The following is a 15,271-nucleotide window of genomic DNA, read 5'->3' as shown; positions in this document are numbered from 1 at the left end:
TGAGCCTGGGCCTCAGGCCGCCTTCCAGAAGATGTAGTCGGCCTGGTAGTTCACGGTGCTGCGGGCGCCCTTGTTGGCGGCCGTGCAGGCGGTGGCCGGGGCGATGCCGCCCTGGAGTGCCACGCGCTGGATGTAGGTCACGCCGCTCATGGCGCCATTGCCCGTCGCGGGATTGGCCTTGACCAGCTGGTAGGGCAGGCTGGTGGGGCCGGAGGGTGCGACGGCCAGCTGCGTGGCGGTGAGCTTCGAGCCATCGTTGGCCTCCCAGGTGGCCGGCGGACCGTAGTACTTGCCCACCTGCTTGCCGGCGCGGTCCATCAGGCGCGCGTCGGGGCCCACGAAGGTCCATTCCATCTGGCCCGGGGCATTGGCCTTGTCGCGGCACTCGTACTGAACGGTGCCCACGCCCACGGTCTCCATCGACACCTTGTGGCCCGCCGGCACCTGGATGCTGGCCGGCAGGCTGGCCTGCGAGAAGCTGCCCATCGACGAGCCGGAATTGCTCATCGAACCGCAGGCGGTCAGCAGCAACAGCGCGCCCATGAGGGCGGCGCCGGCGAGAGGGGGACGGAACGCGGGCTGGATTCGGGTCATGGGAGCTCCTGTGAGTTGCGTGCGCAGCGAAGGCTGCACGGGCTATACGCAGGAGTGGGCGGTTTGGATCGGTCCCTTCTTCCGCCCGGTGCTCAGTTGCCTACCGGGATCTCGCGCCAGCTCAGGCGGCGCGGGCTGGTGCTGCCGAAATTGCCGGGCAGCGAACGGATTGCGCCGATGTTGTCGCCCGCGACCAGGCGCGTCTGGCCCCGGATGTTCACGAAGTTCAGGTCGGTGATCACGCTGCTGAACCCGATGTAGGCCGCGTTGTTGTCCAGCACGGTCTTGCCGCTGGCGTAGTTCAGTGCGTAGGCGCGGCTCAGGCCCGAGGGGCTGCAGGCATCGCCCGTGGGCAGCACCGACGGGAAGCTGGCGATGCCGATGTTGCCGTTGTAGGCATCGCTCTGGTCATTGATGACGCGCCAGCCCACGTTGTTGGTCTTGCCCAGCTCCAGCAGCCAGCCGGCCCTGCCGTCCACGTTGATGCCCTGCGTCACGTCGGTCACGGCCGTCAGGTCGCTGCGCAACACAGGCCAGCTGTCACCGTCATTGGCCGTGGCAGCGAAGTTCGCGATGCCGCCGTCCACGATGGCGTAGAAGGTCTGCCCTTGCGCGTCCTGGATGTCGTTGCTGTGCAGCAGCCGGCCGGTGCCGACCATCACGAAGCGCTTGCGCTTGGCCGGATGGATTTCCACCAGTGGCCTGGAGGTCACGGGTTGGGCGTTGCCGCTGGTGTCGGTGAAGCGCGCGATGCGGATGGGCGCCGGGTAGCCGCCGGCGGCGCTGCGCGCCTGGCTCAGGTCGAAGCGCCAGAGCTGGCCGTTGAGGTCACCCACGTAGACCGAGTCGGCCGTCATGTCGGTGTAGTCGCGCACGTAGGCCGTGGGGCGCGCCATGCCGCTGGAGGTGGTGAGGCCGGTGCTGATGTCTTCCAGCAGGGCGCCGCTGGTGGGGTTGACGATGAACAGGTGCCCCTTGCCGTCGATGTTGTTGTAGCCCGAGGTGAAGATCACCACCCAGCCGTACTTGGCCGTTTTCACCACCACCGGGTCGCCGAAGCTGAAGCCCATGTCGATGCAGTTGCTCGTGCAGGTGCCGCCGGCCGCGGTCGGCAACTGGCTTCGGGCCGGGAATTCCCACAGCACCTTGCCTGCGACGGCGGTCTCGCTGGTCATGGCCGAAGGGTCGGTCACATCGATGGCGTAATAGCTGCGTCCGCCGCTCCCCAGCCCACCGATGAGCACGCTGCGCCAGGAAGCGTTGGTGCTGCCATCGCTTTGGACCGCGGTTCGGAAGGCGCCGCCGGCATTGTTGAAGTCGATGTCGAAGACCCGCGCCGTGGCGTCGACGTAGTTGCGGTGCTGGTAGGTGGGGCGCCCCAGTTGGGCCAGAAGGCCGTCCTGGCTGGGTGCCGACAGGTCCGTCGGGTTGCGATGGAACAGCACGCTGGGAATATAGGCAAAAAGCTCCGTGCCGCCATCGCTGCCCAGCCCGCCCTTGAAGGCGTGGAGCATGCCGTCGTTGGCGCCCACGTACAGCATGGTCTGGCGGCTCTGGTAGGTCTGCCTGAAACTGCGGTAACCCGGGTTGGCCGTTTCCGAGTATTCCGACGAAGGCGCGGCCACCACCGTGATCTTGGAGTTCACGATGTCACCCAGCCGCTTGCGCCGCAGGCCCGTGGACAGCGTGGTCGAGCGCGCCCGGTAGCCGCTGGACTCCAGCGAGGGATCGCCGCGCAGCCAGTTGAGGTAGTTGGCGCTGTCGTCGCCGCTGACGTAGGTGGTGTTCAGCAGCTCTCTTTGCGCGGTGGAGATGCCGCTGATGCGAAAGGGCACGCCCGCTGCGCCGTTGGTGGTCGAGGGGTTCCAGGTCACGATGCGCCGCCCCGTGTCCCAGCCGCTGCCCGCAAGCTGGTTCTCGAAGCGGGTCGCCGTGCTCCAGGTGGGGGTTGCGGCCAGCGTGGGCACGCCGGTGGTTGCGTCCACGTTGAGCTGGCTGCCCGTCAGCTCGCCGCTCCAGTCGGCCGAGTCGTACTGCGTGGCATACGAGGCGTTGCTCAACTGCGTGATCTGCTTGGACGCCAGCGAGAAGGAGGTGGTGTAGGCCTTGATGTCGCCCACGATGTTTTCGAAGGCGCGGGTCAGGCCGCTGACCATGGTGTCGGGCCGGCCGGCGGTGAAGTAGTTGTCGGGCCGGTTCTGCGAGCCCACCGTCTCGCCGGTGGTGGACCACCAGTCCAGCGGAATGGTGCCCGCGAAGGTGTAGGGGTCGAAGTCGGCTGGCACCTTCATGCCGCCGAACTTGGCGGCCAGGTAGAACTTGTTGTTCGCGACAAAGGGCGCTTCGAGAACGTCCACCCAGTAGGTCTGCACGGTCTGCTTGCCCAGCGTCTTGGCCTCGCTGGCCACATCGGGCCGGATGTCCTTGGTGTTGGCGTCGTAGGCCAGGCCCGCCATGTAGGAGCGCGAGTAGCTCGAGCCGGTGGCCTGCGTGGCGAAGGAGTTGCCCAGCCCTTGCAGCACGCCGACCTTGTTGGTCGCGGTCATGGCGTTGACGGAGGTGTCGGCCGTCACGGCTGCAGGCATGGACGGCTCGCCGTCGCTGGAGTTGTTGCCCGGCACGTTCTTGTCGCGGTGGGTGTAGATGTCACCGATGCCCAGCACGAAATTGCGCTGGCACGAGTACTGGATCGGATCGTCCCAGTTGGTGATGACCGGGAAGCCGTCCAGGTAGGTCGCGTTGGAGATGTTTTGCGTCCACTGCGGCACGTTGCCGAGGTTGCGGAAGTAGCGCATCACGGCGTAGTACAGCTCGTTGACCGGGTCCAGGCCCTTGTAGCTGCCCGGCAGCAACTGGCCGAAGTTGTTCAGGTAGTTGATCACGCCGCTGTTGGTGATCGACACGCCGGTTGCGGTGCTGGTGGTGGTGGCGTCGGCGGCATCCGGATTGCGCACGAAGGTGCCGTCCGTGGAGCTCCATTCGGCGCCGGTGTTGGTGATGCTGGGCTGGCCCGGCACCGGCGTCGTCGGCCCGACGAACTTCTGGCGCGCGCGCAGCACGCCGCCATCGCGGCTGTCGCTGCTGTCGTTCAGGTAGCCGAAGGCGCTGTAGCGCATGTCCTGCGAATACTTCTGCACCAGGCCTTCGGGCTTGTAGTTGCTGCCATAGGCCTTGCAGTTGCTTTCCACGCCGCCGGCGGCGCTGCTGGAGTCGCAGACCTTCACGCGCATGGTGACGTCGTAGGGGCGCCCCGCGCTGACGGTGGTGGTGGGAAGGAAGTCCTGCGCAGAGCTTCCGAAGGCGTCGCTCGAAAACAGCTCCCAGTTGGTCGTCGCGTTGCGGTTGTCGTCGGGCAGTGCCCAGTCGAGCCGAACCCCGGCACCGCCGCCTGTGTCGACCTGGACGATGCGGATGGAGAAGCGGTCACCCGCCTGCATGCTGAAGGACGAGTTGTCGTTGTAGCCGTTGGTGTTCTGATAGGTGTAGGTGCTGGTCCAGCTGTTGTTGACGATGATCCGGTTGGTGTTGGTGAAGGTTTCGGTGCCGCTCGTGTCCAGCCACATCACGACGCCGTCGTCGTGCTGCAGGCGGAACCGGTAGCGGCCGCGCTTGGGGGCTGTGAAGGTCCCGGTGAAGCGGGTGGAGAAGTTGTCGGCATTCACGCCGGCGGCGGGGGAGCCTGACCAACTGAGATTGGCTGCCGCGTCCTGCACGGTGAGGACCGGGGTGCGGTTGTTGTTCGTGTAGTCGGTGTTGTTGTAGTAGTCCAGCGTGAACGTGCGCTCGCCACCCAGCGAGAAGCGCATGCGAAAGCCCATGCCGTTGATGCGGATGTAGAACGCGCTGGCGTTGGTGAAGGGCGTGGCCCCTGCGATCTCGCCAGCAGGCAGCGAGCGGTCATCGAACAAGCCCTGGCCCGAATGCCAGCCTTTCTCAAGGATGGTCTCGGTGGCGGTGTCCACCACGCGCCGGCCACCGGTCATGGCCCAGCGGAAGGGGTCGATGGCCGCAGTGGCGGCCCAGTTCAGGAAGTTGCCGCTCCACTTGGCCGTGCAGCGACGGTTGGTGGCCAGGCCTGCGGGCTGGAAATAGCTGGTGTTGCCGGTCCCGCTTGCGTTGGAGGCGGAGTTGTAGATGTAGTTGTAGCACTTGGCCGGATCGAAGTACCCGAGGAAGGTGCTGTTGCTCGAATAGGCATCGGTGTGGGCCGTGCGCGAAGCGGTGGGCCATTCCACCGACAGCGCGAGGGCCAGGTTGCCGGGCACGGCCGAGGTGGCAAACACGGGCTGGTTCGCCAGGTCCACGGCGACGGCCGTGCCGGGCACCAGCAGCCCGGGCAGGGGCACCAGCGCGGCCAGCGTCAGCGCGAGCGCGCGCTGGAATCGGGTGGTGGGCTTGAGGCTCATGGGGCGGCTCGACTCAAAGGGACTCGGGGCGCGTGAGCGCACTCTGGATGAACACCTGGGTATTGCGCGGGCCCGTCACGCGCGCGCTGACGCGATACACCGGATCGACCGGCGCCTTGGCGCCGTCGGCCAGATGGCCGCTGCCCCCGCCCGAGGCACGCGAGAAGGCGACGCAGTTCTGCAGCCCCTGCACCGAAGCCGATTCCGTCGCGATCGTGCACAGGCGCTCGATGACGTAGCGCACCTTGACCCCGTCGCGGCCCGTGATGTCGTTCGATGCAACGCCATACTTGACGAACTCGGTGTCGCTCAGCAGCGCCAGCGGAATGCCCTGGTCGTTCGTGTCCAGCGGTACGGGGCTGTAGTTCTTGCTGGTCAGCGCAGTGCCCGCGGCGGCTGCGCCCGCGGGGAAGCTCTCGTTGAGCGCCTTGACCACCGCCTCCTCGCCCTGGTTGATCAGGTCGCGGCGGAAGGCGAGGTTGCCCGCGTTGTCGAGGTTGCTGTTCATGGAGCGGACCACCGCCACGCCGCCGGCCAGCAGGATGACCAGCGCCACGAGCGTGAACAGGAGTGCGGCCCCGCGCTGGCGGCGATGCGAATGGGAGGAGGGGAGGAATGCGCGCGTGCTCATGGTCGTCATCAGAAGGAAGGCTGGACCATCAGCGCATTGCGCAGCGGCACCGTGAGCTCGATCAGCCGGTGGGCGAAGCGTCGGTCGGCATCGCTGAGGTTCACGGTTCGCTCGCCTGCCAGCCCCTGCAGCATCACATAGCTGGCAGGCGCGGCCACCACGCTCTGGCGCACGCTGCTTCGCAGCAGCAGGCTCACGCGCACGCCCACGATCTGGCGCAGGGCCCGGGCGCGGTCGGTCCGGCTTTTGGCGAGCAGCGTGCCGATGGCCCAGTCGCCGGTGGGCGCGGTCCAGGTGGGGGCCGGCGTGGCGCCGGCCGTGTCGATGTTGGCGTCCACCACATAGATCGCGCGCATCGCCACCACGCCTTCGGCCAGGGCCTCGGCAGCGTCGTTGCCACTCTGGCGCAACATGTCGTAGCGGTAGAGCACGCGGTCGGTGCCGGCGCCAAAAAGCTGCATCGACAGATTGCCGCTGCTGCCGTTGCCCAGGCCCGTGACGAAGGCTTCACCGCCGCCGGTGAGCGTCTGCAGCGTGTTGCTGTTGTCCAGGGTGCTGCGGTAATAGTCGCCGGCCAGCGTCACGACATCCTGGCCTGCGCTGTGCACGAAGTTGGACTTGACCTGGCTGATTGCGCAGGCTTCCGACTCGGGGCGGCTCAGCAGCAGCACGTCGTCGGCGTGCAGGGCCAGCGTGGTGTCCAGCCGCACCCGGGCCTCGGTCGAGCTGCCATCGACGAAGTCGCGGATGCGCCGCGGCACGTCGCCGATGGCGGCACTGCCGCTCATCACGGCGAGGATGTCGGAGCCGCCGGCGGCCTGGCCCTGCCCGATCAGCACGGGCGCGATGCGCAGGTTGGCCGTGGCCGTGCCGCCGCCCAGCAAACCGGCAAAGGGTGCGGGCAAGCTCGTGCTGCGCGGCAGCACGGCGGCGGTCTTGTACGAGAGATAGGGCTGGCAGCCCAGCGCGCCCAGGTCCCAGCCCTGCGCAAAGCCGGCGCCGGCGCTTCGCAGCGCCTGGTCCACCACCGTGGCCGCGTAGGCGCTGCTCTGGTTCATGTCGTTGGAGCCGCCGGTGGTGCGCTCGCGCGTCTGGCTCACGACGATCAGGCTGGTCACTGCCAGCACCACCACCAGGCCGATGGCCATCGCCACCATCAGCTCGACCAGCGAGAAGCCACGTTCTGCTGCGCCTGCGCCGCTGCGGATGCCGTGGCTCATGTCGGGTCCTGGGAGAGCACGACGCGCGTGCGCAGCGTGCTGTTGTCGCCCTGGGCGCGGCTGGGCGCGCGCCAGGTGATGGTCACGTCCACGGCATTGGCGTTGCCTGAAACGGCATCCACCGACAAGGTGGCATTGGGCAACTGGTTCTGTCCCGCCGCTTCCCATGCGTCCAGCTCGCTGTCAGACAGCGTCAGAGATCGCTTCATCCAGATCAGGCTGGCCAGGTCGTCGGCCAGCACGGCCGCGCGGTTGCGGTCTTCCGCCTCGCCCGACATGCTCATGGCGCGTGCCTGCAGGCCGATCAGGCCCAGCACGCCCAGTGACAGCAGCAGCACCGAAATCAGCACCTCGATGAGCGCGAAGCCGCGGCTGCGGCGCGGTCGGCTCGGGTGGACGCAACGATTCTTCATGAGGACGAGGGCCGGGGCGGCATGGCGTTCGATGGAATAAAAAAGGGGGCGGCCGGTCTCAGGGGCAGCCGTCGGGGTGGCTGGAGATGGACTTGTCGCGATCGCACATGCGCACCTGTCCGCCGATGCTCACCAGCACCCGCAGGCGGCGCGTGGCATTGCTCATGCCCACGTCGAGGCTGTGTGTGGCCGAGCCGGAGGGCAGCGCACATTGCGCGCTGGTGATGCCCGGCGAGCTGTTGGCAACGAGCCGGCCCAGGCTGCTGAAGCACAGGGCGGAAGGGCCCGTGATGCTCACGCCGTCGCCCACGTCCCGGACCGTGCCGCTGTCCAGCAGTGCCTTGCTTTCGCTGGTGCCGTCCAGCGGCACGGTGTAGGTGGCCCAGTACCTGCCATCGGCCTTGGCCGTCACGCTGGTGCTGCTGTCCACGGCCTTGTCGTCGGTCAGCACCAGCACCACCTGCCGGCTGCGTCGCAGCGACTCGGCCTGTGCCGTGCGGATGCCGTTCTGCAGGGTGCTCGCCACGGCGCGTACCTGGTTGTTGCGCACCCACTGGCTCATCGATGGCACCGCGATCATCATCAGGATGGCCAGCACCGACAGCGTGACCAGCAGCTCGATCAGCGTGAAGCCGTGCGGCCGGGTGCCTGGCGCCCGACCCGCATTCAGCATGCCTGCCCTCGCTTGAGGGTCCAGGCCGTGGCGCAAGTGCCCCAGGGGCCCGCGGTGGTCGCGCGCACATTGAGCTGGTTGAGCTTGAAGGTGAAACCGTCACCCACGGCCTGGATCGAGAAAGCCGTGGCCGTGGGCGTGCCATCGCACGACAGCGTGAAGTTGCCGACCGTGCGGCTGGTGCCGCAGGGCGTGCTGGCGCCGCCGGTCACGCTCGCATAGGTGCGGTTGTTCTGGTAGTGGCGCTCCATGTCGGCGCGCAGGGCCTGCAGCTCGGCCGTGGCGGCCGCCACGTTGCCGCGCAGCACGTAGTCGCGGTAGCTGGGGTAGGCCACGGCGGCGAGGATGGCCACGACAGCCACCACCACCATCAGCTCGATCAGGGTGAAGCCGCGCTGGCGGTGCATGCGGCGTGGCACAGAAGGGTGGCTGAAGGCATTGGGCATGGGCTACACGTGCGTGGACAGCAGGGACATGCGGTCAGACGCATGACCGCTCACATTGATGTCATGATTGATGTAAATGTGAAAATGTGCAAATCCACTGGGCGGCGCTGGCACGCCGTCCGTCGCGGCCAGGCCGCGATGCCCGGCACCGTTGCGGTGCCGGTTGCAAGCCCTCAGCGCCGCGCCACGTCCCCCAGCGTCAGCGCGGCCCCCCGGTTGCCCCAGCTGCCCCGCACATAGGTCAGCACGTCGGCGATGTCCGCGTCTTCCAGCGCATGGCCGAAGGGCGGCATGCCGTGTGGGCGCGGGTTGCCGGCGGTGGCTGGCAGGTAGCCGCCCTGGCGCAGCATCTGCACCAGGTTGCGGGTGCCTGCCATGTTCAGCGCACGGTTGCCGGCCAGCGGCGGGAAGGCGCCGCTCTGGCCCTGGCCCTGCGCGCCGTGGCACCAGGCGCATTGCTGGGCGTAGATGCGTTCGCCGCGCAGCATCTGGCCCTCAGGCGCCGGGGATGCCGGTGCGGGCGGCGGCGCGGGCGCCGCGGCCGCGCGGTCAGGCAGGGTGCGCAGGTAGCCGGCCATGGCGCGCAGGTCCGCATCGCTCAGGTGCTGCGTGCTGCGATAGACCACTTCGGCCATCGGGCCGCTCACGCCGGCATGGGCGTTGCGGCCGTCGCGCAGCAGGGCCACGACGTCGTCTTCGCGCCAGCGCATCACGCCGGCCTCGCGTGAATCGTCCAGCGCGGGCGCGTACCAGCCCTGGTCCGCCAGCAGGCCGCCACCGCCCACCTCGCCCGGGCGCGCGGCCTCGGGCGCGCCCAGGGCGTTGCGCGGGCCGTGGCAGGCCATGCAGTGGCCCAGGCCGCCGACCAGGTAGGCGCCGCGGTTCCACTGTGCGCTCTGGCTGGGCACGGGCTCGAAGCTGGCGGCACGGAAGTAAAGCGCGCGCCACACGGCCAGCGCGGCCTGCGTGTTGTAGGGAAAGCGCAGGCCCTGCTGGCGATTGGGCTGCGAGACCGCGGGCAGCGTGCGCAGCCAGGCATAGAGCGCGTCGCTGTCTTCGCGCTGGAGCTGCGTGTAGCTGGTATACGGGAAGGCCGGCGTCAGCAGCCGGCCGTCGCGCGAGCGGCCATGGTGCAGCGCGCGCCAGAAATGGTCGGCGCTCCAGCGGCCCAGGCCCGTGGCCTCGTCAGGCGTGAGGTTGCCGGCATAGACGGTGCCGAAGGGTGTGGCGATGCCCACGCCGCCCGCATAGGCGGCCCCGCCGGGCGCCGTGTGGCAGCCCGCGCAGTTGCCGGCCAGCGCCAGGTAGCGGCCGCGTTCCACCTGCGCGGCGCTGGCGGCGAAGGCGGGCGCCGGGTCGGCGATGGGCGCTTCGCCGCGCACGTTGAGCCACCACACGCCGGCCGCGGCCGCCCCCATCAGCAGCACCAGGCCGACGGCCGCACGGCCGAGCCTGCGCCAGGCGCGGGTGCGGCTCATGGCAAGGCCCCCGCGGTGCTGGCGCTGCAGGGCCGGGGCAGCGGATGCGCCGCCACGGCCCGCGCGTCGGCCGGCATGGGCTGCAGGGCCAGCCAGCCGGCCACGGCCTGGATGTCGGTGGCGTTGAGCTGGCGCCCTACCTCGGCCATGCAGTCGGGCGCCAGCGCGCGGCGCTCGCCCGTGAGCCAGGCACCCAGCTGCGAGGCGATGTACAGCCGCGGCAGGCCCAGCAGGCCCGGCACGCCGGGCTCCACGCCCGTCAGCGCCGCGCCGTGGCAGCTCGCGCAGGCCGGCAGGCCGCGCGCGGCGTCGCCCTCCAGCACCAGCGCGCGCCCGCGCGCCAGCAGCTCGGCGCTCAGGTCCGAGGGCGGCGGCGCCGGGTAGGGGTGCTGCTGCGCCGCGAAGTACGCGGCCATCTCGCGCAGGTAGGCATCGCTGAGGTTGCTCAGCAGATGCTGCATCGCGGGCTGTGTACGCCGCCCGTCCCTGAAGCTGCGCAGCTGCTCGTACAGGTAGCCCGCGGGCTTGCCTGCGATGCGCGGAAAGTAGCCCGTGCGCGTGGCCTGGCCCTCGCGGCCATGGCAGGCGGTGCAGGCGGCCACGCGCGGCGCCATGTCGGGGCCGAAGCCCTGGTGGGCTGTTGCGGGCTCCTGAGCCGCCACCGGCCCGGCGCCGCCCAGGCACGCCAGCAGCACCACCAGTGCCCTGACGAAAAGCGAAGAAGGCATGCGCGCCAGCCCCCTCTCAGCCGCCGCGCGGGCGCAGCGGCAGCCGCACCATGCCGGTCGACAGCGCCACGCCGCACACGACGATGGCTGCGCAGCCCAGCATCCAGAGCGTCACGGCCTCGTGCAGGAACAGCGCGCCATAGGCCACCGCGAACACGGGCACCAGGAAGGTCACGGTGAGCGCGCGCTGCGGCCCGGCGTTGGCGATGATGCGGAAGAACAGGATGTAGGCCAGCCCCGTGCAGGCCACGCCCAGCGCGATCAGCGACAGCCAGGCGCGCAGGCTGGGCGTCTGGGCCGGCCACAGCCAGAGGGCCGGCAGCGCCAGGAACAGCGTGGCCCCGATCTGGCTGCCCGTGGCCGTGGCCAGGGCCGGCGCGCCCTGCAGGTGGCGGCGCGTGGCATTGGCCGCGATGCCGTAGCTCAGGCAGGCGCCCAGGCAGGCCAGCACGGCCCACAGCGCCTGCGTGCCGTTGCCGCCGCCCTGCTGCAGCCCGGCCGAACGGCCCGCCAGCAGGGCCACGCCCGCGAAGCCCAGCGCCAGGCCCGTCAGGCGCGAGCGATCGGGCCGGTCGCCGAACCAGGCCCAGGCCACCAGCGCGCCGAACATGGGCACCGTGGCATTGAGCACTGCGCCCAGGCCGGCGTTGATGGTGATCAGCGCATAGGCAAACAGCGCAAAGGGCAGGCCCGAGTTGAGCACGCCGATGGACAGCGCCGCCTTCCAGTGCTGGCGCAGCGCGGGCATCTGGCCGTGCAGGGCCAGCAGCGGCAGGAGTGTGAGCGTGGCGATGCCCACGCGCAGGGCGGCCATGGGCAGGGCGCCGAACTCCGGCGCGCTGATGCGCATGAACAGAAAGGACGCGCCCCACAGCGCGCCCAGCAGCATGAGGTCGAGCAGCCAGGGCTTGGGCGTTTCGGCCGCAGCGGCGGCAGAGGCCGACTGGGCGGCGCTCATGCGAAGCTGCCTTCGGCCAGCGCAGCGCAGGCCGCGCCCTCCAGGCTCAGCAACTGCTGCTTGCGCGGCAGGCCGCCCGCGTAGCCCGTGAGGCTGCCATCGGCGCCGATCACACGGTGGCAGGGCACGATCACGCTCAGCGGGTTGCGCCCCACGGCCGCGCCCACGGCGCGCGAGGCGCTGGGCAGGCCGATCTGCGCGGCCAGCGCGCCGTAGCGCGTGGTCTGGCCGCGCGCGATGCCCAGCAGCGCCTGCCATACGGCCTGCTGGAAGGGCGTGCCGTGCGACAGGTCCAGCGGCAGCTCGAAGTGTGCGCGCCGGCCGGCCAGGTAGTCCTGCAACTGCTGGTCGGCCTCGCGCAGCAGGGTGTCGCCGTCGTCGGTGATCCACAGCGCCGCGTCGGGGCTGTGCTGCTGGCCGTCGAACCACAGGCCGGCCAGGCCCCGGGGCGTGCGGGCCAGCCGCACGGCGCCCAGCGGGGTGTGGATGCGCCGCTGCCTGAGCAGCGCGGGTTGTCTGAATTTCATGATGGCAAGGTCTCGCTGCTGTTGTTGTGGTTGTCCCTTGAATTCCTTATCGCAGGCCACTCAGGCCGCGGCCCAGGCGCGCAGCACCGCATAGCTGCGCCAGGGGCGCCAGGCCTGCGAAGCCTCCGCAGCGGCCTTGGCGTTCTTCACGCCCAGCGCCTTTTGCAGCGCAATGTCTCCAGCCGGAAAGGCATCAGGCCAGCGCAGGGCCCGCATCGCAATGTACTGCGCCGTCCAGTCGCCGATGCCGGGCAGGGTTTGCAAGGCGGCGCAGGTGGGGCCGGGGTCGGCGCCGGACTGAAGCTGCAGGCGGCCTGCCAGGCTTTCGCGGGCCAGGGCCTGGATGGCGGCCTGGCGCTGGCGCACGATGCCCAGGCTGCCCAGCAGGTCCGGGTCGGCGCCGGCCAGGGCCGCCGGCGTGGGAAAGAGCCGCGTGAGGCCCGAGAAGGGCGTGGCGATGGGCTCGCCCAGCGCCTGCACCAGCCGCCCGCCCAGGGTGCGTGCGGCCGCCACGGTGATCTGCTGGCCCAGCACGGCGCGCACGGCCAGCTCGAAACCGTCGAGCGTGCCCGGCACGCGCAGGCCTTCGCCGGCTGGAAAGGCCGCGCCCAGCACGGCGTGGATGGGTTGCGGATCGGCGTCCAGGTCCAGCCAGCCGCGCACGCGCGCAATCAGCGTGGGCAGCGCGGGCGCCAGCGATTCCGAAAGCTGCAGCCGCACGCGCGCGGCCGGCCCGTCGGCCTCGTCCACGCGCACCTGCAGCCAGCCCGTGTGCCGCTGGCCGGCATGCATGAGCGCCAGCGTGCGCTGCAGGCTGCGCCCGTCGGCCGAAGGCTGCTCGGCACCCGGCAGCGCGCGGCGGCCCAGGAAGGCCCACATCGCGGCCACGTCGTAGGGCGGGCGCCAGGCCAGGCGGACTTCGACACAGCCCTGATGGGCGGCGTCTTGCGAGTCGCTCTTGCGGGCGGGCGCCGCGCGGCGCAGCGCGCCGGGGCTCAGCCCGTAGCGCTGCTGGAAGGCGTCGTGGAAGCGGCGCGCGCTGCCAAAGCCGCTGGCCAGCGCCACCTCGGCCATCGGCAGCGAGGTGTCGGCCAGCAGCTGCTTGGCCGCCAGCAGCCGGCGCGTGAGCAGGTACTGCAGCGGCGAGACCCCGAACTGCGCCTCGAAGATGCGGCGCAGGTGCCGGTCGCTGACGCCCAGGCGCTGAGCCACCCGCTGCATCGCGCCCGTGCCGCCCGCGCCTTCGTCGGCGGGGGCGCCGGCATCGGGCGCCATCCACGACTGCGGCTCGTCCATGAGCCGGGCCGCCTGCAGCGCCAGCGTGCGCGCGGCATCCTCGGTGCTCCAGGCCCCCATGGGCGTGCGCGGCGCCAGCTCGGGCCGGCAGCGCAGGCAGGGGCGGAAGCCCGCAGCCTCGGCCTGTGCGGCATGGCGGAAGAAGCGGCAGTTCTCGCGCCGCGGCAGCTTCACGCGGCACACGGGGCGGCAATAGATGCCGGTGGAGGTCACGGCCGTGAAGAAGGCCCCGTCGAAGCGCGCGTCATGGGTTTTCATCGCCAGGTAACAGGCGTCGCCATCGGTGACTTCGGGCGGGGTGCTGGATGCTGCCATGGCGCCGATCTTAGGTGTGCGAGCGGCCTCGCCTGTGCCATTTCCGGACCTGTGACTGCCAGCTGGCGCCAGGGGCGGTGCCTACAATGCCGCCCAGTTCTGCCAGCATCCACCGAAGAGGTTTCATGCAACTGAGTCCCAGCATCTTCAAGGCCTATGACATCCGCGGCGTGGTTCCCACCACGCTCGACACCGAGGTGGCCGAGGCCCTGGGCCGGGCATTCGGCAGCGCCGCCCGCGCGGCGGGCGAGCGTTCGGTGGCCGTGGGCCGCGACGGCCGTCTGTCGGGGCCCGCGCTGGTCGATGCGCTGGTGCGCGGTCTGGTGGCCACGGGCGTCGAGGTGATCGACGTCGGTGCCGTCACCACGCCCATGCTGTACTTTGCCGCCAGCACGCTGTGCAGCTCGGGCATCCAGGTCACGGGCAGCCACAACCCCAAGGACTACAACGGCTTCAAGATGGTGCTGGCCGGCCGCGCCATCTACGGCGACGAGATCCAGGGCCTGCGCCGCGTGATGGAAGAGGGCAGCGCCACGCTGGCCGAAGGCGGCAGCGTGCGCCAGGTCGACGTGCTGCCGGCCTACGTGGAGCGCATCGTGGGCGACATCAAGCTGCAGCGCCCGCTGAAGGTCGTGGTCGATTCGGGCAATGGCATCGCGGGCGCCTCGGCGCCGGCCATCTTCCGCGCGCTGGGCTGCGAGGTGACCGAGCTGTTCAGCGAGGTGGACGGCAATTTCCCCAACCACCATCCCGACCCGAGCAAGCCCGACAACCTCAAGGACCTGATCTCCGCGCTGCAAAGTGGCGACGCCGAACTGGGCCTGGCCTTCGACGGCGACGGCGACCGCCTGGGCATCGTGACCAAGGACGGGCAGAACATCTTCCCGGACCGCCAGATGATGCTGTTTGCGCAGGACGTGCTCAGCCGCGTGCCCGGCGGCACCATCGTGTACGACGTCAAGTGCTCGCAGCGCCTGGCGCCGGCCATCGAGGCCGCGGGCGGCAAGCCCATGATCTACAAGACCGGCCACTCGCTGATCAAGGCCCGCATGAAGGAAGTGGACTCGCCGCTGGGTGGCGAGATGAGCGGCCACATCTTCTTCAAGGAGCGCTGGTTCGGCTTCGACGACGGCACCTACGCGGGCTGCCGCCTGCTGGAGATCCTCTCGGGCCATGCCAATGCGAGCGCGGTGCTCAATGCGCTGCCCACCAGCTTCTCGACGCCCGAGATCAACGTCAAGTGCGAAGAGGGCGAGCCGCATCGCCTGGTGGCGCAACTGCAGGGCTCGGCGCACTTTGCGGCGCCGGCCCAGGTCTCGACCATCGACGGCATCCGCGTCGACTGGCCCGATGGCTTCGGCCTGATCCGCGCATCCAACACCACGCCGGTGCTGGTGCTGCGCTTCGAAGGCCAGACGCAGGACGCCCTGGCGCGCATCGAAGCCGAAATGACGGCCCTGCTCAAATCGGTCAAGCCCGATGCCGTGCTGGGCGAGGCCGCCCATTGAGCCTGGCGCGCCCCTGGCCGCGTCTGCGTGGCCTTCCAATGTCGATGATGTGCAGTTGCAGCGTTTGGGATCGTTGAA

Annotated in this window: 13 protein-coding genes; 1 reads left to right on the top strand and 12 read right to left on the bottom strand. The window is 70.0% G+C overall.

Annotated elements, in window-relative coordinates:
• Window positions 1-12: 12 nt before the first annotated feature.
• From PGB34_RS01305 to PGB34_RS01250, 12 genes are all read right to left on the bottom strand, one after another.
• On the bottom strand, window positions 13-594 hold the full coding sequence (locus PGB34_RS01305; protein WP_271426259.1) for a DUF3455 domain-containing protein: 582 nt from the start codon (window positions 592-594) through the stop codon (window positions 13-15).
• 92 nt (window positions 595-686) lie between these two features.
• Window positions 687-5,000, bottom strand: coding sequence for a PilC/PilY family type IV pilus protein (locus PGB34_RS01300; RefSeq protein WP_271426258.1), 4,314 nt, complete (start codon window positions 4,998-5,000; stop codon window positions 687-689).
• Window positions 5,001-5,013: 13 nt separating this feature from the next.
• On the bottom strand, window positions 5,014-5,631 hold the full coding sequence (locus PGB34_RS01295) for a pilus assembly PilX family protein (RefSeq protein ID WP_271426257.1): 618 nt from the start codon (window positions 5,629-5,631) through the stop codon (window positions 5,014-5,016).
• Between the two features lie 8 nt (window positions 5,632-5,639).
• The gene (locus tag PGB34_RS01290) at window positions 5,640-6,851 is read right to left on the bottom strand and encodes a PilW family protein (RefSeq protein WP_271426256.1); all 1,212 of its coding nucleotides are present in this window, start codon (window positions 6,849-6,851) and stop codon (window positions 5,640-5,642) included.
• Window positions 6,848-7,264 carry a type IV pilus modification protein PilV gene (gene pilV, locus PGB34_RS01285; RefSeq protein WP_271426255.1) on the bottom strand — a complete coding sequence of 139 codons (417 nt, stop codon included), beginning with the start codon at window positions 7,262-7,264 and terminating at the stop codon, window positions 6,848-6,850. Before pilV ends, PGB34_RS01290 begins: the two co-directional genes overlap by 4 nt.
• 58 nt (window positions 7,265-7,322) lie before the next feature.
• A complete protein-coding gene (locus PGB34_RS01280; RefSeq protein WP_271426254.1) occupies window positions 7,323-7,937 on the bottom strand; it encodes a pilus assembly FimT family protein in 615 nt (204 codons plus the stop codon).
• A complete protein-coding gene (locus PGB34_RS01275) occupies window positions 7,931-8,344 on the bottom strand; it encodes a type IV pilin protein (RefSeq protein WP_271426253.1) in 414 nt (137 codons plus the stop codon). Before PGB34_RS01275 ends, PGB34_RS01280 begins: the two co-directional genes overlap by 7 nt.
• A gap of 212 nt (window positions 8,345-8,556) precedes the next feature.
• Window positions 8,557-9,861: a c-type cytochrome gene (locus PGB34_RS01270; protein ID WP_271426252.1), complete on the bottom strand. Its 1,305-nt coding sequence runs from the start codon at window positions 9,859-9,861 to the stop codon at window positions 8,557-8,559.
• A complete protein-coding gene (locus tag PGB34_RS01265) occupies window positions 9,858-10,589 on the bottom strand; it encodes a c-type cytochrome (protein WP_271426251.1) in 732 nt (243 codons plus the stop codon). The genes PGB34_RS01270 and PGB34_RS01265 overlap by 4 nt, the downstream gene beginning before the upstream one ends.
• A gap of 16 nt (window positions 10,590-10,605) precedes the next feature.
• Window positions 10,606-11,547, bottom strand: coding sequence for a DMT family transporter (locus PGB34_RS01260; protein ID WP_271426250.1), 942 nt, complete (start codon window positions 11,545-11,547; stop codon window positions 10,606-10,608).
• Window positions 11,544-12,074 (bottom strand): methylated-DNA--[protein]-cysteine S-methyltransferase, encoded by a 531-nt coding sequence (locus tag PGB34_RS01255; protein ID WP_271426249.1) that lies wholly within the window; start codon window positions 12,072-12,074, stop codon window positions 11,544-11,546. The genes PGB34_RS01260 and PGB34_RS01255 overlap by 4 nt, the downstream gene beginning before the upstream one ends.
• A gap of 60 nt (window positions 12,075-12,134) precedes the next feature.
• The gene (locus PGB34_RS01250) at window positions 12,135-13,685 is read right to left on the bottom strand and encodes an Ada metal-binding domain-containing protein (protein ID WP_271426248.1); all 1,551 of its coding nucleotides are present in this window, start codon (window positions 13,683-13,685) and stop codon (window positions 12,135-12,137) included.
• Between the two features lie 125 nt (window positions 13,686-13,810).
• On the opposite strand from PGB34_RS01250, the gene PGB34_RS01245 reads away from it, so the two are divergent.
• Window positions 13,811-15,193 (top strand): phosphomannomutase/phosphoglucomutase, encoded by a 1,383-nt coding sequence (locus tag PGB34_RS01245; protein ID WP_271426247.1) that lies wholly within the window; start codon window positions 13,811-13,813, stop codon window positions 15,191-15,193.
• Window positions 15,194-15,271 lie beyond the last annotated feature (78 nt).

This window comes from Xenophilus arseniciresistens (assembly GCF_028023875.1).
Classification (GTDB): domain Bacteria; phylum Pseudomonadota; class Gammaproteobacteria; order Burkholderiales; family Burkholderiaceae_C; genus Xenophilus; species Xenophilus arseniciresistens.
This window is presented reverse-complemented; position numbering and strand designations above follow the sequence as displayed.